At 44.8% G+C, this 21581-nt stretch carries 22 protein-coding genes; 5 read left to right on the top strand and 17 right to left on the bottom strand.

What is annotated here, in order from left to right; genetic code table 11:
- Positions 1 to 15 precede the first annotated feature (15 nt).
- Positions 16 to 1344 (bottom strand): thymidine phosphorylase, encoded by a 1329-nt coding sequence (gene deoA / locus R7F67_RS05680; protein WP_213907997.1) that lies wholly within the window; start codon positions 1342 to 1344, stop codon positions 16 to 18.
- Positions 1345 to 1441: 97 nt separating this feature from the next.
- Entirely contained in the window at positions 1442 to 2218 is a 777-nt protein-coding gene (gene deoC / locus R7F67_RS05675; RefSeq protein WP_318057096.1) for a deoxyribose-phosphate aldolase, read from the bottom strand.
- Between the two features lie 90 nt (positions 2219 to 2308).
- Between deoC and R7F67_RS05670 the strand changes: the two genes are divergently transcribed.
- Positions 2309 to 2443, top strand: coding sequence for a hypothetical protein (locus tag R7F67_RS05670; protein WP_005391675.1), 135 nt, complete (start codon positions 2309 to 2311; stop codon positions 2441 to 2443).
- 358 nt (positions 2444 to 2801) lie between these two features.
- On the opposite strand, the gene R7F67_RS05665 is transcribed toward R7F67_RS05670, so the two are convergent.
- The 6 genes from R7F67_RS05665 to R7F67_RS05640 all read right to left on the bottom strand — a co-directional run bounded on the left by R7F67_RS05665 (position 2802) and on the right by R7F67_RS05640 (position 8086).
- Complete coding sequence (locus R7F67_RS05665) at positions 2802 to 4085, bottom strand: NupC/NupG family nucleoside CNT transporter (RefSeq protein WP_005380131.1); 1284 nt, start codon at positions 4083 to 4085, stop codon at positions 2802 to 2804.
- Positions 4086 to 4289: 204 nt separating this feature from the next.
- On the bottom strand, positions 4290 to 5063 hold the full coding sequence (locus R7F67_RS05660) for a TatD family hydrolase (protein WP_005380129.1): 774 nt from the start codon (positions 5061 to 5063) through the stop codon (positions 4290 to 4292).
- Positions 5050 to 5247 (bottom strand): DUF5363 family protein, encoded by a 198-nt coding sequence (locus tag R7F67_RS05655; protein WP_005380125.1) that lies wholly within the window; start codon positions 5245 to 5247, stop codon positions 5050 to 5052. The genes R7F67_RS05660 and R7F67_RS05655 overlap by 14 nt, the downstream gene beginning before the upstream one ends.
- Before the next feature lie 94 nt (positions 5248 to 5341).
- Entirely contained in the window at positions 5342 to 6931 is a 1590-nt protein-coding gene (gene prfC / locus R7F67_RS05650) for a peptide chain release factor 3 (RefSeq protein WP_005380123.1), read from the bottom strand.
- A 285-nt stretch (positions 6932 to 7216) separates the two neighbouring features.
- The gene (gene rimI / locus R7F67_RS05645; RefSeq protein WP_005380122.1) at positions 7217 to 7672 is read right to left on the bottom strand and encodes a ribosomal protein S18-alanine N-acetyltransferase; all 456 of its coding nucleotides are present in this window, start codon (positions 7670 to 7672) and stop codon (positions 7217 to 7219) included.
- Between the two features lie 12 nt (positions 7673 to 7684).
- The gene (locus R7F67_RS05640; RefSeq protein ID WP_005380121.1) at positions 7685 to 8086 is read right to left on the bottom strand and encodes a DNA polymerase III subunit psi; all 402 of its coding nucleotides are present in this window, start codon (positions 8084 to 8086) and stop codon (positions 7685 to 7687) included.
- Positions 8087 to 8245: 159 nt separating this feature from the next.
- Here R7F67_RS05640 and R7F67_RS05635 point away from each other — a divergent pair, with 159 nt between their 5' ends.
- Positions 8246 to 8692, top strand: a complete 447-nt coding sequence (locus R7F67_RS05635; protein WP_005380120.1) for a hypothetical protein — start codon at positions 8246 to 8248, stop codon at positions 8690 to 8692.
- Between the two features lie 62 nt (positions 8693 to 8754).
- Here R7F67_RS05635 and R7F67_RS05630 read toward each other — a convergent pair whose 3' ends face one another.
- Both R7F67_RS05630 and R7F67_RS05625 read right to left on the bottom strand, forming a co-directional pair.
- Complete coding sequence (locus R7F67_RS05630) at positions 8755 to 9258, bottom strand: GNAT family N-acetyltransferase (RefSeq protein WP_005380119.1); 504 nt, start codon at positions 9256 to 9258, stop codon at positions 8755 to 8757.
- The gene (locus R7F67_RS05625) at positions 9242 to 9769 is read right to left on the bottom strand and encodes an SCP2 domain-containing protein (RefSeq protein WP_005394645.1); all 528 of its coding nucleotides are present in this window, start codon (positions 9767 to 9769) and stop codon (positions 9242 to 9244) included. Before R7F67_RS05625 ends, R7F67_RS05630 begins: the two co-directional genes overlap by 17 nt.
- Positions 9770 to 10132: 363 nt before the next feature.
- Here R7F67_RS05625 and R7F67_RS05620 point away from each other — a divergent pair, with 363 nt between their 5' ends.
- The 3 genes from R7F67_RS05620 to R7F67_RS05610 all read left to right on the top strand — a co-directional run bounded on the left by R7F67_RS05620 (position 10133) and on the right by R7F67_RS05610 (position 14218).
- A complete protein-coding gene (locus tag R7F67_RS05620; RefSeq protein ID WP_005380112.1) occupies positions 10133 to 12172 on the top strand; it encodes a bifunctional diguanylate cyclase/phosphodiesterase in 2040 nt (679 codons plus the stop codon).
- A 133-nt stretch (positions 12173 to 12305) separates the two neighbouring features.
- Positions 12306 to 13319, top strand: coding sequence for a peptidase U32 family protein (locus R7F67_RS05615; RefSeq protein ID WP_225491533.1), 1014 nt, complete (start codon positions 12306 to 12308; stop codon positions 13317 to 13319).
- Positions 13320 to 13339: 20 nt separating this feature from the next.
- Entirely contained in the window at positions 13340 to 14218 is an 879-nt protein-coding gene (locus R7F67_RS05610; protein WP_021034024.1) for a U32 family peptidase, read from the top strand.
- Between the two features lie 51 nt (positions 14219 to 14269).
- Here the strand turns inward: R7F67_RS05610 and R7F67_RS05605 are convergent, their stop codons facing one another.
- The 7 genes from R7F67_RS05605 to rbfA form a co-directional block, all read right to left on the bottom strand.
- A complete protein-coding gene (locus R7F67_RS05605; protein WP_033905574.1) occupies positions 14270 to 15616 on the bottom strand; it encodes an MATE family efflux transporter in 1347 nt (448 codons plus the stop codon).
- 124 nt (positions 15617 to 15740) lie between these two features.
- Complete coding sequence (locus tag R7F67_RS05600) at positions 15741 to 16163, bottom strand: MarR family winged helix-turn-helix transcriptional regulator (protein WP_005380103.1); 423 nt, start codon at positions 16161 to 16163, stop codon at positions 15741 to 15743.
- A gap of 99 nt (positions 16164 to 16262) precedes the next feature.
- The gene (gene nlpI / locus R7F67_RS05595) at positions 16263 to 17183 is read right to left on the bottom strand and encodes a lipoprotein NlpI (protein ID WP_005380101.1); all 921 of its coding nucleotides are present in this window, start codon (positions 17181 to 17183) and stop codon (positions 16263 to 16265) included.
- Positions 17184 to 17361: 178 nt separating this feature from the next.
- Positions 17362 to 19497, bottom strand: a complete 2136-nt coding sequence (gene pnp / locus R7F67_RS05590) for a polyribonucleotide nucleotidyltransferase (RefSeq protein WP_054574827.1) — start codon at positions 19495 to 19497, stop codon at positions 17362 to 17364.
- Positions 19498 to 19789: 292 nt separating this feature from the next.
- On the bottom strand, positions 19790 to 20059 hold the full coding sequence (gene rpsO / locus R7F67_RS05585; RefSeq protein WP_005380094.1) for a 30S ribosomal protein S15: 270 nt from the start codon (positions 20057 to 20059) through the stop codon (positions 19790 to 19792).
- A 141-nt stretch (positions 20060 to 20200) separates the two neighbouring features.
- Positions 20201 to 21154, bottom strand: a complete 954-nt coding sequence (gene truB, locus R7F67_RS05580; RefSeq protein WP_025768208.1) for a tRNA pseudouridine(55) synthase TruB — start codon at positions 21152 to 21154, stop codon at positions 20201 to 20203.
- Positions 21154 to 21549: a 30S ribosome-binding factor RbfA gene (rbfA, locus tag R7F67_RS05575; RefSeq protein ID WP_005380087.1), complete on the bottom strand. Its 396-nt coding sequence runs from the start codon at positions 21547 to 21549 to the stop codon at positions 21154 to 21156. The genes truB and rbfA overlap by 1 nt, the downstream gene beginning before the upstream one ends.
- Positions 21550 to 21581: the final 32 nt, after the last annotated feature.

Genomic DNA, 21581 nt, shown 5'->3' with positions numbered 1-21581 from the left:
TAATTACTTGTTCTATTAGATATCTTCTGCACGAATTTGGCGGTAAACCTCTGGAGTTGGTGTGTATTCACCACCTACTTTGATTGCACTGCGCAGTGCTTTTGCCGCTTCTTCCCATTGCTCTTCAGTGCGAGCGTGGATGACCGCAAGAGGTTTATCACTGTCTGCGACCTCACCTAGGCGGATGAACTCGTCGAAACCAACTGCGTAGTCGATTTCATCAGTAGCAACACGACGACCACCACCCATAGCAACCACAGCCATGCCGATAGAACGTGTATCCATTGCAGAGACAATGCCCGTTTCTGTTGCGTAAACTGGCTTAATGATTGCTGCTTTTTCTAAGTAGTTGTCGTAGTTTTCTACGAAGTCCGCAGGGCCGCCTAAACCGGCAACCATCTTGCCGAAGCACTCAGCCGCTTTGCCGTTATCCAGCACTTCCATCAGTTTTGCGCGTGCGTCTTCTGTGTTCTCAGCAAGCTTGCCAAGTACTAACATTTCAGCACATGAAGCCATGGTCACTTCAAGTAGACGAGGATTACGGTATTCACCCGTTAAGAAACGAACCGCTTCACGAACTTCCACTGCGTTACCCGCTGAAGACGCCAATACTTGGTTCATGTCCGTAAGAATTGCCGTAGTTTTAGTGCCAGCACCGTTTGCTACCGCAACGATTGATTTTGCTAGCTCTTCAGACGCTTCGTAAGTTGGCATAAATGCACCTGAACCCACTTTTACGTCCATCACTAGCGATTCCAGACCCGCCGCCAGTTTCTTAGAAAGGATCGACGCCGTAATCAGGGAGATATTGTCTACCGTTGCGGTAATATCACGAGTCGCGTAAACACGCTTATCCGCAGGAGCAAGGTCACCAGTTTGACCGATGATCGCCACACCAGCGTCTTTGGTTACTTGACCAAAAACATCGTTGCTCGGCGTAATGTTGTAACCAGGGATAGATTCAAGTTTATCCAGCGTACCGCCTGTATGACCAAGACCGCGGCCAGAGATCATAGGTACGAAACCGCCACACGCTGCCACCATTGGGCCAAGCATTAAAGAAGTTACGTCACCCACACCACCGGTTGAGTGTTTGTCGACAATTGGACCACCGAAGTTCATGTGGCTCCAGTCGATAACCATGCCCGAATCACGCATTGCACACGTTAAGGCGATGCGCTCATCCATGGTCATTTCATTAAAGAAAATCGTCATAGCAAACGCCGCAATCTGACCTTCAGATACCGTGTTGTTCGCTACGCCTTGAATAAAGAAGTTGATTTCGTCTGCGGTAAGTACTTCACCGTCACGTTTTTTACGAATGATTTCTTGTGGTAAATACATTAGTGCCTCCCAAGCTCTTTTGAGCCATGGTTGTAGTAGGATAGAAGAGGTTTGGTAGCACCCGTTTAGGTGCTACCGTTCAGACGTATTATTGGAATTAGTACGCTGTTGGATCAGCGACGTCGTCCGATACTTCTAATGTATTTAGTAGGTTGGTTAGCAGGCTAGACGCACCAAAACGGTAGTGACGAGCATCAACCCAGTTGTCACCTAGGATTTCGTCAGCCATTGCTAGGTATGCTGCTGCGTCTTCAGCAGTGCGCACACCACCTGCTGGTTTGAAACCAACAGTTTCTACAACACCCATGTCGCGAATAACTTCAAGCATCATGCGAGCGTATTCTGGTGTTGCGTTTACTGGCACTTTACCAGTTGAAGTTTTAATGAAGTCAGCACCTGCTTCAATACAGATTTGAGATGCTTTCTTGATTAGTGCTTCTTCTTTTAGTTCACCTGTTTCGATGATCACTTTAAGAAGAATGTCACCACAAGCTTCTTTACATTGCTTAACTAGTTCGAAGCCTACTTTCTCATCACCCGCCATTAGCGCGCGGTAAGGAAAAACTACGTCAACTTCGTCTGCACCGTAAGCAACCGCCGCTTTTGTTTCAGCAACTGCGATTTCAATGTCGTCGTTACCATGTGGGAAGTTCGTTACTGTTGCAATACGAACCTCTGGCGTACCTTGCTCACGAAGTGTCTTCTTAGCAATAGGAATAAAGCGAGGGTAAATACAAATTGCAGCTGTGTTGCCTACTGCTGTTTTCGCATCATGACATAGTGAGATCACTTTTGCATCAGTGTCATCGTCATTCAACGTAGTTAGGTCCATAAGTTTAAGTGCACGTAGCGCTGCTGCTTTTAAATCGCTCATTTCTATCTCCGATCAATATTCAAAAAATTCACTACTCAGCCTTACATCACGTCTTTAACTATAATCAACAAGTCGAGACAATGTGAGTAAATGGCTAAACAGTCTATTAATGAACGGACTTGGTTCCCTGAAGACTCGGCATATACAGCGAAAATTTATCATATGCCAATTGCTATCCTTGTCACCGCACAGTACCAGTTTGGCCTATGGCACAACAATCTATGATTGCGGTGTCTTTAATATCACATCACAAAGCAAAACGCCTATTAGATCTGATATTGCAGGGCAATTCATTTGCCCATCGATTATGTAATATTCATTACGTGATTAAGAATCAAGCTTAACCACTATCCTGTGATTAATACATTATAGAGTTTCACCGCAAAACTGTAGCACCAAATAGAGCGCAAACGGTTTGTATCTCAAAATTTCCTAGCCCCTATTCCATTGACTGCGTAATACCTCGACTAAGGCAAACACCCGATGAAATTTTGGAGCCCGAAAAACGAAAAATGCCCCGCAGCAATCTCTTGCTACAGGGCATGATGTAAAACGGCGTCTATATATTAAGAACCGATTCTAATTATAGTGCTGCAAGGCTTAAGCAGAAGCCTGCAATTGTCGCTGCCATAAGGTTAGACAACGTACCTGCAAGAACTGCTTTAACACCCATGCGAGCGATGTCACTACGACGGTTTGGTGCAAGGCTACCTAGACCACCAAGTAGAATCGCGATAGAAGAAAGGTTCGCGAAACCACATAGTGCGAATGAGATGATAGCTGTTGTCTTCTCAGACATTACTTCACCAGTTGCCGCGATTACTTGAGCGTTTTCACCTAGGTATGGTGTGAAGTTCAAGTAAGCAACGAATTCGTTCACTACGATTTTCTGACCGATGAATGAACCAGCTGTTACAGCTTCTGCCCATGGAACACCGATTAGGAATGCTAGTGGAGAGAACGCGTAACCTAGGATTAGCTCTAGTGTTAGTTCTGGCATGCCGAACCAACCACCGATGCCACCTAGCATACCGTTGATTAGCGCGATTAGACCAACGAATGCGATTAGCATTGCACCTACGTTAAGCGCAAGTTGTAGACCAGAAGCCGCACCGCCCGCAGCTGCGTCGATTACGTTAACTGGTTTGTCGTCACCGCCGTCCATCGCTTCTTCGATACTTTCGTGAGGCTGGTCAGTCTCTGGGTGAAGGATTTTAGCGAACAGTAGGCCACCTGGTGCTGCCATGAATGATGCCGCAACTAGGTACTCTAGTGGAACACCCATAGATGCGTAACCAGCTAGTACACCACCAGCAACAGAAGCTAGACCACCACACATTACCGCGAATAGCTCTGATTGAGTCATTTTTGGAACGAATGGGCGAACAACTAGAGGTGCCTCAGTTTGACCTACGAAAATGTTAGCTGCCGCTGACATTGATTCCGCACGAGAAGTGCCTAGCGCTTTTTGTAGTGCGCCACCAAGAATCTTGATAACCCATTGCATAACGCCAATGTAGTAAAGAACTGAAATCAGTGCAGAGAAGAAGATCAGTGTAGGAAGAACACGGAATGCGAAGATGAAACCGCCGCCGCCGAATACTTCGAACATCTTGTCAGAAACAAGACCACCGAACAGGAATGATGAACCATCGTTACCGTAGTTGATAACGTTAGAAACACCTGAAGAGAAACCGTTTAGTAGATCACGGCCCCAAGGTACATACAGAACAAATGCACCTAATGCGAATTGGATAGCGAATGCGCCACCCACAGTTCTAAAGTTGATAGCTTTTCGGTTGTTAGAAAATGCCACTGCAATCGCAAGAAGCACTACCATACCGATTAGGCTCATAAACAGGCTCATAGTTTATGACTTCCTTATAAGTTATTTATTGGCGTGTTACAAAATGGAGCTATAAAGCGGGGGCAATTATACTCATGCAGAATCAATTAAAGTAATGCCAGCCTCACACTTTCCTATAAGATTCATGATTGATTCAACCAGCTTTGTGAGTTAATTCACAATAAGCAGGAAAACGTTTTCGATTTCAAACCACATCTTTAGATTTTATTCACATATCGAGAAAGCAAAATTGCTATTTTTCCACAGTTGAGAGGCAATCGATTGCTTTCGGCCGTTATGCAACTCTACGAGCTCATTAAAGACGTGAATGAGTTTGGCTGGGTGATTTGACTCCCCTTGATATCCAAGTATAGGCATATCTGGTGCGTCTGTTTCGATTACTAGGTTTTCGAGTGGTAATTTTTGAATTGCGTCGCGTGTTTTCTTGGCTCTTGGGTAGGTAATCGTTCCTCCTACACCGATAAAAAAACCTAATTTGACCCACTCCATGGCTTGCTGATAACTCCCAGAAAAAGCGTGTAGCACACCACCTCTAGGGAGATTCGCCGCTTTCACCATTTGAATGAGGCGATTGTGCGCTTTTCGGCTATGTAAAATAACTGGGAGTTCGAAGCGTCTAGCCAGCTCAAATTGAACTTCAAGTATCTTTTCTTGCAACTGTGGATCAACATCAATGGCAAAATCTAAACCACACTCTCCTATTGCCACGCACTGCTGCCCTTTTTGATTTAGATAGCCTTCTAGCTCTGTAAGGTGCTGCTCAACGTTATCTTCAAGAAAATACGGATGAAAGCCGAGCGCATAATACAAATTGGCATGTTGCTCTGCCAAAGTTTGAATACGAGCCCAGTTTTGCGGACCGACGGAAGGAATCAAAATTCTTGCGACGCCTTGCGTTTGAGCAAGCTCAAGTTGATGTGCAAAGTCATCTTGAAACACATCAAAATCAAAGTGGCAGTGCGTATCAAAGAGCTTCATCTTGACGCTTTTTATCTGTATCTGCGGGCAGAAAATCAGAGGATGGTTGGGCTTCACTCTTCTCTTCAGTTTGATGGGCTGGGTCTTTTCGATATGGGACACAACTGCGTTTCTGATCGGGAGTTAACCCCATCTCTTTACACCAGTTGTCGTAACGCTTTAGCCCACGTTTAAACCAATTCATATCTTATCCTTATATAAAAACGCCCTTGGCTAAGTTTATAGCCAAGGGCGTTTTAAAATCTAGTTTGCGTTAAGGCTTACCCTAACCGCGCAAATTAGTGCTCACGCGTCGCACGGAAATCAACGTCAGGGAAACGCTCTTTCGCCAAGTTTAAGTTAACCATTGTTGGAGCGATATACGTTAGGTTATCACCACCATCCAATGCTAAGTTCGCTTGATTCTTGCGTTGGAACTCATCCAGTTTCTTCGCATCACCACACTCAACCCAACGAGCAGTTGCAACGTTAATGCCTTCATAAATCGCTTCAACGTTATACTCAGATTTCAAACGAGCCACAACAACATCGAACTGAAGTACACCAACGGCACCAACGATCAGATCGTTGTTCTGTAGAGGACGGAATACCTGTACCGCACCTTCTTCTGATAGCTGAACCAAACCTTTGAGAAGCTGCTTCTGCTTTAATGGATCTTTCAGGCGAATACGACGGAATAGTTCCGGAGCGAAGTTCGGAATACCAGAGAACTTCAGTGATTCACCTTGCGTAAAGGTATCACCAATCTGAATAGTGCCGTGGTTGTGTAGACCAATGATGTCACCGGCGTAAGCGTGTTCTGCACGTGCACGGTCACCAGCCATAAAGGTTACTGCATCAGAGATACTCACTTGCTTGCCAAGACGAACGTGGTTCATCTTCATACCTTGCGTGTAAGTGCCCGATACAATACGCATGAATGCGATACGGTCGCGGTGTTTTGGGTCCATATTCGCTTGGATCTTAAATACGAAACCAGAGAACTTCTCTTCAGTCGCTTCAACTTCACGTTCAACCGCTTGACGAGTTTTCGGCGCTGGAGCCCATTCAGTTAGACCGTCTAGCATATGATCCACACCAAAGTTACCTAATGCAGTACCGAAGTAAACTGGCGTCAGGTCACCTGTTAAGAACATTTCCAAATCAAACTCAGGGCAAGCCCCCATGACAAGCTCAAGCTCTTCTCGAACACTTTCCGCAAGGCCTGCACCAACTTTTTCATCAAGCTCTGGGTTATCGAGACCTTTGATGATTCGAACTTCTTGAATCTCATGACCGTGACCTGATTCGTATAAAATCGTTTCATCACGGTGAATGTGGTAAACACCTTTAAACTCTTTACCACAGCCGATTGGCCATGTGATTGGCGCACACATCATGCCCAATTCGTTTTCTACTTCATCCAATACTTCCATTGGATCACGAACGTCACGGTCAAGTTTGTTCATGAAGGTTACGATTGGCGTGTCACGTAGACGTGTAACTTCCATTAGTTTACGAGTACGGTCCTCAACACCTTTCGCTGCATCGATAACCATCAGACATGAGTCAACTGCCGTTAGAGTACGGTAAGTATCTTCCGAGAAGTCTTCGTGTCCAGGCGTATCAAGTAGGTTTACCAGACAATCGTTGTAAGGGAACTGCATTACAGAAGTAGTAACCGAGATACCACGTTCCTTTTCCATTTCCATCCAGTCTGATTTTGCGTGCTGTGCGTTACCACGACCTTTAACCGTACCTGCTTTTTGGATCGCGTTTCCGAATAACAGTACTTTTTCAGTAATGGTGGTTTTACCCGCATCCGGGTGAGAAATAATAGCGAACGTTCTGCGCTTAGACACTTCGCCTAAAAAAAGGGGATTTGACATTAGTTAATCTTCTAAATTACTTTCATGCTCACAAAATAGGCAAGCATATCTACTATTCGATATTGTGCGGTATTCTCGCTTATTATCGCTGTGCTAGCAAACTGGAAAGACATGAACTGAATTTACTCGGCTCACCAGCCTTTACCTGCAACTAACAAGGGAAAGCCAGCTCCACACAAAGAGATGTAAAAATTCAAAAAATTATTATTACATATTCAAAAGCCTCGAATCCGGATACGCATTTAAAGCATAAGTGTTGATGAGGTAATTAGTAACGGCCTAAAACTAACTCAAAAATAAGTAACTCATGATAATGGCGTCTTCCTTACCATTTCCCGATTTAGCTGGGTAATAGTTGTAACGACGGTCCACTTCATTAAAACCTGCTTGCTCATAAATATGGATAGCTGGGTGATTACTTTCACGCACTTCTAACCAAGCACTCTCTGCTTTGGCTTGTTCACAGTATTCAATAAACGCGTCCAGCAATTTTTGCCCTAGCCCTCTGCCCTGTTGAGAAGGCGCTACTGCAATATTTAATAGTGTCACTTCTCCAACAATATTCTGTCCATAGAAGTAACCAACCACTTGAGAGCCTTCCAGCATCACATGATGGCAAGCACCGCGACTGGATAAGTCACGAACCAAAGATTCGGCCCAAGGGTGAGAATGTGCTTGCTGCTCGATTTGCCAAACTTGGTCGAGGTGCTCTGCACGCATCGGCGTAATTTCAATTGTCACGCATTAGCTCCGTTAAGAAGAGTACGAACAGATTTGTTGCCACAATGCGCGGCGCTGTTCGTTATTACCATCAATATCTTGTAATAGTGGCGAGGTCAGGTGCTTTGCCTTGATGCTTTGATCAGCCTCACAGCCTGCAAACCACACCCACTCTAGCTGATGTTCACCCAGCATGGATAAGCGCTCAGGCTCTAGGTGTAGCGCATCATCAAGCGTGAGCTTAATGCTTTTTAATACGCGCTCAAACATCAATGCCGTCTCGTTTTCTGGACATATTGGCGATACCAATAGGAGTTTACATGAACTTTGCAAATCCAATAATGGCGATTGATAGCCTTCCAGTCTTTCAGGGTGTACCAGCTCCCATGTGCTGATCCCCATTTCACGTAAATACTGTTTCTCGTTAATTGACATTTTCCGTCACCTATTTGAACGAGGGCAATCCTATCAAATTATCGCGATTATACCTAAAGGACTTCAAGGAACACCTGAACACAATGAGATGATTTGGATATTCCTGAACATAGCGTTTTGCCAACGGCCACACATTGGGTATGACATATGAGGTACATTATGAAATTCTTAAATACGCTACTACTTTGCACACTGGTAGCCGCCACCAGCGTGAGTGTTTTTGCTAATAACAGCGATGAGTGGGAGCTGATTGCAACGAAAACCGTTAACTTTCATACAGAAACAGATACCGTGACACCAAATAGCCTATTCCGAAACCGAAGCTTCAGTAAAATAAAACTAAAATGTGTGCAAGGAACGGTAGACATGAATGGTTTAAAAGTCGTCATGACAGATGGTAGTGAGAAAAAGCTTTCCTCTATGGGCGTACTAACAAGCGGATTGTCGACTCGTGCCTGGAGCCTTCCAGGTACAAAAGAAGCCAAGCTAAAACGGATTGAAATGACTTACAGTAGCTGGGGAAGCACAAAACTTAGCCTGCTAGGGGTAAGTAAAAAAGCGAAAATAGAGGTCTGGGGCAAAAAGAAAAGTAACCAGTCATCCTAACCTCCCTATCTCAGTTTTCAGTGAATAAGAAAGAAGCCCACTTAGTCGTGGGCTTCTTTCATTTACAGTTCAGAGAACTCTGGCGCATAGTCTATGCGTCCGGAGCGTCCAGCACATTGACCTTCGACCAACTCTGCGACTCGAAATGCACCTTTAGGGACATCCCAAGCACATTCAAAGCCCATCTCGTCGCATGATTGAAAACCCTGGCGCGCGTAATAATCAGGATCGCCCAACACCACACACACTGGGTAGCCAAAATCACGCAGTGAATCAAAACCTTCTTTGATCAACTCTGCAGCGATGCCTTGGCGACGGTAATCTTCATGAACAGCTAATGGCGCTAGCCCTTGCCATGACAAATCTTCACCATTTAAGGTCACAGGGCTAAATAAAGCATGGCCTATCACCTCTCCCTCATCTGTACACGCGACTAAGGAAAGCGTGAATTTGCTGTTTTCGCGCAAACGCATCACAAGCTCAGCTTCAGCTTCCGTCGGGAAGGCGTGTTTCAATAAGCGGTCAATGGTAAGAATGTCCGCTGGGGCTTCAGTTCGAATAAGCATTCGCTACTCCGGTTGGTTGTGCAGGCGCTTGAACTCCTTTCTGAACAAAATCAGCCAATTGATTCAAAGCGACTTGCATTGCTTTCGGTAACTGCTCTAAGTCGACACTGTCCATTAAGTTTTTCACTTCTAAGCCAAGCTCAGTATCACCTTCAATTGAAAGGCGACGTTGGAAGAACAGTGTGTCAGGGTCTTCTTTACGACCAGCAATCAGTACTAGGTCGTTTAGATTACCACTAAAACTCACATCTTCCTGAACTGGTTTTTCAGCTACCACCAATTTTTCGTCTTGATAGCTGATGTACCATGCTAAGTTCAAGTCTTTAATCGCAACTTTTAACCACTTGTCTTCAAGGAACTCAAAGTCACCATCTTCCAAGGCTTCTTTAAACACCATTTTTAGCCCTTCTAGCAACGCTTTTTGCTGAATTGGCTGTGGTAATAACTGGACTGGAGAACGCAAAATATTAGCTGCGTTCTTTACTAGTTGACTGCGAATCTTGTTTAACACGTTCATTATCCGTTACTTTGTCATTAGGTTGCTTATATTAAGCAATCGTGGCGATGAGATTACTGTTATGTATCAATAAAGTGCTTATTTTAGATTGGTGGTTTATTGCTCACTAACGCTTCTTTTTTTGAACTTACGTGTATTATTGATGCGAACAGGTGGATAAACACTTTTACAACCGTATTTTCAAAGTTATAGTTATCTGAGCGTATCCATGTGATTGTCGACTGCACAGCTAAAACCGCGAGCCCTTTAATGGCAAGTAACACTTTGGCTTGGTGGTAGATCGCCGCAGGCTTATCAGGGTGTCGCTTTTTATACACGGACGAATAATCTGGCTCATTGGAGATCGGTAATACCCTAATGCCTTCCCAGCAATTAAAACATTGGTTTGCCACGCTAACCTCAAATAGCCCTTTCTTCTTTGCCATTCTTGATAAAAAACACAATTATCGAATGGTAAGTGACCGTTACTGCGATATCGCAGGTTTAAGTCATGAGGAAATCGTCGGCTTAAACGATTGCCAAGTGCTGGGTGAACAGTTTTATAAGAAGCTTGCACCATACTATCAGCGCGCGTTCAAAGGGGCACATGTCGAAGCCGAAATCACGCTCGATGAAACCGACCTTGAAACCAGTCTTCACTTTAGTCTTTCGCCAGTTTTTGAAGGTAACGACATTCGCTTTGTTGTTTTTCACGCTGTCGATACTTCAGAAAAGCAGATACTCGTTCGCTCCTTAGAAGAGTCCGAAAGTAAGTTTGCGAAGTTAACACAACTGCTACCAGACGGCTTACTGCTTATCGAAGATGATATTGTCATCTCTGCGAACCCCGCATCAGCGCGCCTTCTCGGACTTAACTCTCCTCATGAATTGTTGGGCGAAGAGCTAAGTCGTTTATTCATCGATGAAAACAGTAAAAAGGTATTTAGTCATCGATTGAGTACATTAATTTCTGACAAACCTTTTGTCTGCTTAACCAGTGCAAGATGCGGCTTTGAACGGAAAGTTCAGCTACACGCGGATTCCACGGCGATATTAGGTAGCGAATCTCAAATTATCCTAATCCAAGATGCTGATGATGCGCCCAAAAACCTGTCTTCTGCATCGAATGAAGACATACACATTGACTCGCTCACCAAACTCTACAACCGCTTTGGCTTCACCAAACGTTTGGAACAGCTGATCAAAAAGCAAACACCGCTTCTGGTGTTCTATTTGGATATCGATAACTTCAAAAACATTAATGACTCACTTGGTCACCATATTGGCGATAAAGTGATTCAAGAGGTATCGGCCCGTCTTAAACGGTTACTGCCAAACCAAGCGATTATTGGTCATTTGGGTGGCGATGAGTTTGGCGTCATTCTGCCGGAGCCAGAAAACACCCGCATGGCTGAAATTTTGTCCGATCGCATTATCTCGTTGATCAACCAACCTTTCGACTTGCACCACTTCAGTAAACGCCTTGCGTGTTCAATTGGTAGCGTTCGATACCCTGAAGACGGACAAGATGCGCGAATCCTACTACAAAATGCCGATACTGCGATGTATGAAGCCAAAGATCGTGGTAGAAATCGTCTGATCAAATTTAACGATCAAATGAACAAAGAAGCGCGTATGCGTTTGTGGCTTGAAATTGAACTGCAAAAAGCATTGCAGCAGAACGGTTTGGAAGTGTGGTATCAACCTAAGGTTAACGCGCGAGACTTCAGTATCAACGGCGCAGAAGCGCTCGTTCGTTGGAAGCATCCAGTCGAAGGGTACATTAGTCCTGGCTCATTCATTCCTGTCGCCGAGCGCGCTGGGTTAATAGAACACCTTGGACGTGTCGTGATGCGTGATGTTTTCAATACGGTAAAACGTTGGAAGCAACAAGGCATACTGCCAGGCCGTGTCGCCATCAACCTCTCTCCCGAGCAATTTGGCAACCCACAGCTGATCGACTTTATGGAAAAGCTGCTTCGCACTACCGAGCTTGATCCAAGCTGCATTACCTTCGAGCTAACCGAAAGTGCCGTGATGAGTGATAGCGAACATACACTGCAAATGTTGAATGCGATTAAAAAGCTTGGCTTCGCTCTCTCTATCGATGACTTTGGTACCGGCTACTCTTCTCTTTCCTACTTAGCGCGTTTTCCTATTGACGAGCTAAAAATCGACCGCGCTTTTATTAATGATATCGACACACTACCGAAACAAGTCACTGTGATTGAAAACATCATTAATCTGGGTAAGTCGCTCGACTTAACTGTCGTTGCCGAGGGGGTGGAAACCCACCAGCAAGCGACCCTGCTCTCTAACCTTCAATGTAATGCGATTCAAGGATTCCATTTTTATCGCCCGCAGCCAAAACATGAAATTGAAGAGCTGTTTGTACAGAATCGTCGTCACAAGAACTAACCCCGACCCGATACCCTTACTCGCAAGGGGTAAATATCGACTTTATTGAGCTAAACCTAACTTAGGTCAATTTCGCTATTCATAATTCTTCATAAAATGCGGACACCTTTTTATTCTCAATGATTGTGAGCATATGGAACTCTTGTGTCCCGCGGGTAACCTGCCTGCGTTAAAAACTGCGATTGATTGCGGTGCCGATGCCGTCTACATTGGTTTCAAAGATGATACCAACGCCCGTCACTTTGCTGGCCTCAACTTTAACGGCAAAAAGTTAGAAAAAGCGGTGCAATACGTTCATGACCGCAATAAAAAAATTCATGTCGCGTTGAATACCTTCGCTCATCCCAATGGCTTCGAGCGCTGGACGAACGCAGTAGACAATGCAGCGGCACTGGGTGTAGACGCGCTGATTGTTGCAGACATTGCAGTGCTGGAGTACGCGGCTCGCAAATATCCCGATCTAGAACTACACCTTTCAGTGCAAGCATCAGCGACCAACGTCGCAGCCATTGATTTTTACAAACAAAACTTCAACGTAAAACGGGTAGTATTACCTCGCGTTTTATCGATTCATCAGGTCAAACAGCTTTCACGCAACATCACTAGCGATGTCGAGTTAGAAGTCTTTGCTTTTGGTAGCCTTTGCATCATGTCTGAAGGTCGCTGCTACCTATCGTCATATATGACAGGCGAGTCTCCAAACACTGTGGGAGCATGCTCTCCAGCTAAGTACGTTCGCTGGCAAGAAACAGAAAATGGTCTGGAATCCCGCCTTAACGACATTTTGATCGATCGCTACAGCTCCGGTGAAAATGCGGGCTACCCTACCTTGTGTAAAGGTCGTTTCGAAGCAGAAATCGAAGGCGAGAAAAAACGCTACCACGCACTGGAAGAACCAACCAGTTTGAACACCCTCTCTATGCTGCCAGAACTATTTGCTGCAAATGTGGCGTCTGTAAAAATTGAAGGTCGCCAACGTAGCCCAGCTTACGTAGAACAAGTCACTCGAACATGGCGAGCCGCGATTGACCGTTACCAAGCAAACCCAGAAGCTTATCAAGTCGAAGCGGCTTGGGATGCCGCATTGGCAAACGTGTCTGAAGGTACGCAGACCACACTTGGTGCTTATCACCGCAAATGGCAGTAGAGGTTAAGATGGATAATTCAATGAAATACGCGCTTGGTCCGCTGTTGTACTTCTGGCCAAAACAAGATATCGAAGCGTTTTATGAACAAGCGAAATCAAGCTCCGCGGACATCATCTATCTTGGGGAAACCGTATGTTCAAAACGTCGAGAAATGAAGCCTTCGCATTGGCTTGAAATCGCAAAAGAGCTGTCTGCATCTGGCAAGCAAGTGGTGCTATCAACAATGGCACTACTAGAAGCTCCGAGTGAAGTAAACATAATGAAGAAGTACATCGACAACGGTGACTTCGCGATTGAAGCAAATGACGTATCTGCTGTTCAATTGGCATCAGAGCATAAAGTGCCTTTCGTCGTTGGCCCTGCAATCAATACTTATAACGCACACACGCTCAACTTATTTTTGAAGCAAGGTATGATGCGTTGGTGCATGCCTGTCGAGCTATCTCGCGAATGGTTAAACGATACTTTAGTTCAGTGTGACGAGCTTGGTATTCGTAACAAGTTTGAAGTTGAGGTATTTAGCCACGGTTATTTGCCTTTAGCGTATTCCGCTCGCTGTTTCACAGCCCGAGCTGAAAACCGAGCGAAAGACGATTGCGAAACCTGCTGTATCAAATACCCTACGGGTATCCAGGTCAGCAGCCAAGAAGGGCAAGAAGTCTTTAACCTTAACGGCATTCAAACACAGTCAGGGTATTGCTACAACCTCATCAATGACTTACCTACTATGAAAGGGCTGGTTGATGTGGTCCGGTTAAGCCCTCTTGGTATCGACACTTTTTCAGAGTTAGAGCGTTTTCGCTCAAACGAATACGGCGATAATCCTGAAAAGCTCGAAAGCCGCCAATGCAATGGCTATTGGCATCAACTAGCGGGCTTAGAAGTAAAAACCATTTAATCCTTAAAGATAAAAGCGAGGCCTAGCCTCGCTTTTATCTGTTAGCTTTTGTTAGCAGGCTTGCACCCTTGGTTCGACAGAACTCTCATTAAGCAGCTTTTTCACATCTCGCCACAACATACTGATCACGACCAAACTCAATGCAATGTTAGACAATGGGAAAGCTAACCAAATACCTGTCACGCCGAAAAGTTTCGGCATAATGAATAAGAATGGCAACTGGACCAGCATGTTGCCTAGTGTTACAAACATAGCTTTGCTGCCTTTGTTTACTGATTGATAGTACGCGGCCGCCACAACTAAAAAACCATCTAAGAACAACGCAAACATGTGTAAACGAATCCCGATCACGGTGCTATCAATCAACTGTTGGTCAGCATTATTAAACACCGCAACCAGTTCGTACGGGAAAAGGTTCATCAAAACAACGAACGCCACCCCACCAAGCACAGATGTCCCCATCGCGACCTTTAATAACTTTCTGATGTTCTCCTGATTACGTGCACCGTGGTTGAAGCTCACTAAAGGCTGCATACCATTCGCAATTCCTTCTGCTATCAGATAGTAAACCGTCACGATGTACCCCAAAATGGCGTACGCTCCGATCAACATTGCACTTCCGTATTGAGCAAATAACGAGTTGTGCAGTGCCACCATCACAGAGCCGTAGGCGTACATAAAGAAACTTGATGTACCTATCATGATAATCTTTGGTGCAGCATCAACCTGAACTTTGAAGTCGCGGATACGAAGGCGTAATGTTGCTTTTGAAGTAAAGAAGTAACCAATACCGAGCACAGTGACCACTAATTGTGCAAGTGCAGTGGCAATAGCGGCTCCGGTTAACTCCCACTCCAACCAAGCAATAAATACGTAGTCTAATACAATGTTAATAACGGCACCGATGACCATCAAAATCGTTGCTAAGTTCGGGCTGTCGTCATTGCGTAATAAAAACGGAACTGCGATAGAACCCAACGTGAATACGCACGCGACAATCAGAATATGCAAATATTGCAGCGCAAGTTCAAACACTCGCCCTTCCGCACCTTGCCAGCGAATAAATTCATCCGAAAACAAGAACAATATTGTAGCAACGATCGGCATCAATGCCGCTAACAACGTCAATCCGGTCGTTAGGATTCGCTTAGCGCCTTCATGATCGTTCTCTCCTTGCTTGATAGAAGTCAGCGCGCCAGTCCCCACCCCAATCATCATTCCTATACCGAGGATCGAACCGATAATAGGCCACGCAACATTGATCCCAGCTAATCCGTCAGCGCCAACATAACGGCCAATAAAAATGCCATCAACTATTTGATACAAACCGTTTACGAGCATTGCTGCGACGGTTGGAATCGTATATTTCCAAAACTGTCTATAAATTGAGTTTTGCATGACTGTCACCAGTAGTTAGCAAAGCTAACCATTTAATTAGCAAGGCTAACTAAATGGTTAAATTAAATAAAAGAAAGATGAAACAACAAAAACTAAACCATACAGCTGAGGCCTTTGCTTCAGTTTAAAATGACTTATTACTCAATGCTTTATTCAATAAAGCTTGTAACTGTTCAGCTTCTTGCTGATTTAATTGTTGCATCATTTGGTCAGAGATATCTTTGTACACTACCTGCTCCAAAGACATTTTTTCTGCGACTTCTTCCGTAAGCAACACACGCTTAGCACGAGCATCCTCATTACATGCGATGCGTTTCACCAAACCCTTTTTTTCCAAACGCACAACCATTGTCGATGCGGAAGGCTTAGTCACTTGCAGCTCTTCTGCAAGATCGGTTATTCGCACACCCTCAGGGTAAACCTGAATCACACGTAAATAATCGAACTCATTAAAGCTTAGATGTGATAATGGATCTTCTTTGGCATAGACACGCCAAGCTTTGGCGCAAAAACGCTCTAAATCAATCAAGCTTTCTTCTAATGCCATAAAAGCCACCACCACTTAGTTAGCAAGACTAACTATTTTAAATGAGTCACTCATCAAGTTCAATCATAAAAAAAGCCGCTCTCATCGAGCGGCTCTAAATCATTCAATTTCCAGCTTCTTGGCAGCCTTTAACTTGGCCAATCTATCTTGCTGTAATTGATCGTAAATTTGCGCCAACTCCAAGAAAGAATAGCGATGCTCAACATAATCGTAAACGTTGAACGAAATCGCGAGCTTATAAAGTGAGATGGCACTTGCGATATCACCTTCAAGCTGATTACGCTTTCCAAGGTAGAAATACGTTTCCGTCAATCGTTCAGCTAGGCGATAGTTCTCTCTCGTTCCATCCATAATTGCTTTAAGCGCGTCTTCGTCCGAGACGTCTCGCAGCATGATAGCAACAAGAACCCACCCCCACTCTTCACTACGATCTCGTAAATAACGCTGTTGAAGATTGGCTTTTGCTTGCTCTGGATTTTGCTCAGCTTCGATGATGTACAGCCATAATGAACGAAAAGGATCCGTTGGCATTTCTTGATAATGCTTGGTCATATCTTCTAAAGCGAGATCGATTCGGCCACCATAATACAGTGCAATCGCACGGTTGCGCTCAGCATAGGTATTATCAGGAGCCAACTCTATGGTCGAGTCAAACGCTTCATATGCCGCATCAAACTCTCCTACTTGGGTAAAGTATACTCCCAAAAGATTGAAGATGTCCGGCTGAGCAGGATTCAACTGCAAAGACTGGTTAAAGTCCAAACGGGCAAGATCACGTAAACCAACGCTGTCGTAGTAGCTACCGCGCTCATAATGCATTTTAGCGCGCACTTCATCACTAAGGTCGGGACGTTGTAGCAACTGCGAGAGACGCGCGATTTGTACTTCTTGTTGAACACTAGGCTGAAGTGGCACCGCCATCGGTGGATATAACCACTTTTGTGCTGATTGTTGAGAAGTATTTGCACAACCGGTCAGCGCGATAGCAACACATAAAATTGCGGTTTGAAACCATTTCACTAATTGATACTCCTGTTTGGACCGCTCAAGATTTATTTCTCTTAATGCAATATAGGCGATAACCTCGTTTGAGGTTAATACATCGAAACAAACCAAAAAAGGGGAGCGAAAATGCTCCCCTTTTATAACATGCTTTCAGGCCCTTAATCTAATAAAAGGCTGAAAGTCTCATTTTGTCTTACTCGTCTTTAGCAGCTGGTGCTTCAGCAGCAGCTTCTTCAGCTGGCTTTTCTACCGCTTCTTTCATGCTTAGACGTACACGGCCTTGGCGGTCGATTTCAAGAACTTTAACTTGAACTTCTTGACCTTCAGCTAGGTAGTCAGACACTTTCTCTACGCGTTTTTCTGCGATTTGAGAAATGTGTACAAGACCATCTTTGCCTGGAAGAACCGTTACGAATGCACCGAAGTCTGCTAGACGTGCAACTTTACCTGTGTAGATACGGCCCACTTCAACTTCAGCAGTGATCTCTTCGATACGGCGGATAGCTTCTTTCGCAGCAGTGCCTTCAGTTGCCGCAATCTTGATAGTACCGTCGTCTTCGATTTCGATAGTTGTACCAGTCTCTTCAGTTAGAGCACGGATAACTGCACCACCTTTACCGATAACGTCTTTGATCTTCTCAGCGCTGATCTTCATCGTGTGAATACGCGGAGCAAATTCAGAGATGTCTTCACGAGCACCAGAGATTGCTTCATCCATTACAGATAGGATGTGCTTACGTGCGCCTTGAGCTTGGTTAAGCGCAATTTGCATGATTTCTTTAGTGATGCCTTCGATCTTGATGTCCATTTGAAGTGCAGTGATACCAGTGTTAGTACCTGCTACTTTAAAGTCCATGTCACCTAGGTGGTCTTCATCGCCAAGGATGTCAGAAAGTACAACGAAATCGTCACCTTCTTTAACAAGACCCATTGCAATACCAGCAACAGATGCTTTGATTGGTACACCTGCGTCCATAAGCGCAAGAGAAGTACCACATACTGAAGCCATTGAAGATGAACCGTTAGATTCAGTGATTTCCGATACAACACGTACTGTGTATGGGAACTCATCAACAGAAGGCATTACTGCAGCAATACCACGCTTCGCCAGTTTACCGTGGCCGATTTCACGACGCTTAGGAGAACCTACAAAACCAGTTTCACCTACACAGTATGGAGGGAAGTTGTAGTGCAGTAGGAAGTGATCTTTACGCTCACCAGTTAGCTCATCGATGATTTGAGCATCACGCTGAGTACCTAGCGTTGCCGTAACGATCGCCTGAGTTTCACCACGAGTGAATAGCGCGCTACCGTGAGTACGAGGAAGAACACCAGTACGTACATCTAGTGCACGAACCATGTCTTTTTCACGGCCATCGATACGAGGGTTACCTGCAATAATACGGCTACGTACTACTGTCTTCTCTAGATCATGGAAGATAGTGTGGATTTCTTTTGTATCTGCTTCAGGATCTTCAGCAAGAAGAACTTCATTTACTTCCGCAGCGATCTCATGGATGCGGTCGTAACGAGCCATTTTCTCAGTAATTTGGTAGGCTTCAACAAGTTTAGCTTCTGCTAGATCAGCAATCTTATTTTTAAGCGCTGTGTTCTCTTCAGGAGCAACCCAATCCCAAGCAGGAGTTGCAACTTCTGCTTTGAATTCGTTGATAGCTTTAATAGCAACTTGTTGTTGGTCATGACCATAAACAACCGCCGCTAGCATTTCTTCTTCAGTTAGGTTGTCCGCTTCTGACTCAACCATCAATACTGCTGACTCTGTACCTGCAACAACAAGGTCAAGCTTAGAAGTTTCTAGTTCAGTTTGGCTAGGGTTAAGTACAAGCTGACCATCGATATGACCAACACGCGCCGCACCGATAGGGCCGTTGAATGGAATGCCAGAGATAGCAAGAGCAGCAGAAGTACCGATCATTGTAACGATATCTGGCTGAACATCTGGGTTTACAGACATTACTGTCGCGATAACCTGAACTTCGTTTTTAAACGCGTCTGGGAATAGCGGACGGATTGGACGGTCGATTAGACGAGCTGTTAGCGTTTCGCCTTCAGAAGGACGACCTTCACGTTTGAAGAAGCCGCCTGGGATTTTACCCGCAGCGTAAGTACGCTCTTGGTAGTTAACCGTTAGTGGGAAGAAGTCTTGACCTGCAACGGCTTCTTTTTTACCTACAACAGATACGAATACAGACGTATCATCCATTGTGACCATAACTGCTGCTGTAGCTTGACGTGCAATAACGCCAGTTTCTAAAGTAACTGTGTGGTTACCGTACTGGAACGTTTTAACAACTGGTTTTTCGAACATTGTTATTCCTTGTTTCTAATCTTCCTTTAGTGCTTAAAGAAATCTTAGATGTGTTAATTGACACTCAAGGCATTACGAATCGCGACTAGTAAAAAGAAACTCGGAAGTTCCTTTTGAATAGTCGCGACCTTTTGGTCGACGTGGTTGACTGTAATGCTATGAGCTTTTGAGAAAACCTCTTACAAGGTTTAGCCGCCAGTATTATAACGGCATAAGTCTAATTTGGCTAAATTTAGGCAACAAAAAAGGGGCATAAAGCCCCTTTTTAGACAAACTGCTATGCAGTCGCTGATTAGCGACGTAGGCCTAGACGTTTGATTAGGTCTTGGTAGCGAGCTAGGTTTTTACCTTTTAGGTAATCTAGAAGCTTACGACGACGAGAAACCATGCGTAGAAGACCACGACGGCTGTGGTGATCGCCTTTGTGCGCTTTGAAGTGACCTTGTAGGTGGTTGATAGAAGCTGTAAGTAGAGCTACTTGAACTTCTGGTGAACCAGTGTCGCCTTCGCCTTGTGCGTATTCTGCAACGATTGCTGCTTTAGTTTCTGCATTCAGAGACATAATTCTCTCCTAATAAGAGTAGGTTTAAAGTTGTAGCAGCCAATCTCTGATTCAGCCGCTACGCGAAGCGCGGATTATAGGGAAATTTCCTATCTCGTGCAATATAAAAATACCGACACTCAGGTCGGTATTTTCAATCATTTACTTGGATGCAACGTCATCTCGGAACACGACCAATCGCTTAGGAGCGATTTTGCCATCTTCGTTCATTTCGCCAACGCCAATAAACAAGCGTTCTTCACCCATAGTAAGGCGAAGTGAGCCCTCTGTCGGAGCACCAAATACTTGAACGGGCTGCCCATGTTGGACCATATCCGCCAGTTCAGGCACCAAGTTGACTTCTGGTAAGTCTTCTACCGCTGTATCCATTGGCAAAAGCAGTGGGTCCAGTAGTTCTCGAGGCGCTCGTTCCTCGCGGTGAGCTTGCTCTAGCAACTCATTTAGTTGCTCAAGTGTTACCATATTCTCGTAAGGGTATTTAGCAACACCAGTACGACGAAGCATAGTTACGTGCGCACCACAACCTAACATTTCGCCCAGATCATCAACGATAGTACGAATATAGGTACCTTTAGAGCAGTGCACTTCCATCTCTACTTCATCGCCTTCAAAACGGTGAAGAACAATCTCATATACCGTGATCTTACGAGATTCACGCGGAACTTCGATGCCTTTACGAGCGTATTCATACAAGGGTTTACCTTGATACTTCAACGCAGAGAACATGGAAGGCACTTGATCAGATTCGCCACGGAACTGATCGATGCACGCTTTTAGTTTGTCTAACGTAACATCGACTGGACGCGTCTCTACAACTTCACCATCCGAGTCAGACGTATTAGTACGTTCACCCAGCTTTGCGATCACGCGGTAGCGTTTATCAGAATCAAGAAGAAACTGAGAAAATTTTGTCGCTTCACCCAAGCAAATTGGCAGCATGCCTGTCGCTAATGGGTCCAAGGCTCCAGTGTGGCCTGCTTTCTCGGCAAAGTAGATTCGCTTTACTTTTTGCAGTGCATCATTGGAAGAGATACCTGTTGGTTTGTCCAACAGTATAACGCCATTAATTGGACGACCTTTACGACGACGAGCCATTATTCTTCGTCCTCACGACCAGAATCTTTTTGCTTTTGTTTGTCTGAACTAACGACTTCAGACACTAGGTTAGACATACGCATACCTTCAACAAGCGTATTGTCATAGTGGAAGCGGATTTCTGGCGTTAAACGTAGACGAATACGCTTACCTAACATCATGCGAATGTGCACTTCGTGCTCACGTAGCGCTGCTAGACATGATTCAGGTGTTTGCTCACCCACACACAGGAAGGTCACAAATACTTTTGCGTAAGCTAGGTCACGAGAGACTTCTACGTCTGAGATCGTCACCATGCCAAGGCGAGAGTCACGAACTTCACGTTGAAGGATCATCGCTAGTTCTTTTTGCAGCTGCTGTGCAACGCGCTGCGTGCGGCTAAATTCTTTTGACATATCTTTACTCTTATATAGAAAGAATGGGGGGT

Origin of the sequence: Vibrio sp. YT-17, assembly GCF_033337375.1 — a bacterium.
GTDB classification, from domain to species: domain Bacteria; phylum Pseudomonadota; class Gammaproteobacteria; order Enterobacterales; family Vibrionaceae; genus Vibrio; species Vibrio alginolyticus.
Note: the sequence above shows the minus strand (reverse complement) of the source record. Positions and strands in the feature narration are given on the sequence as shown.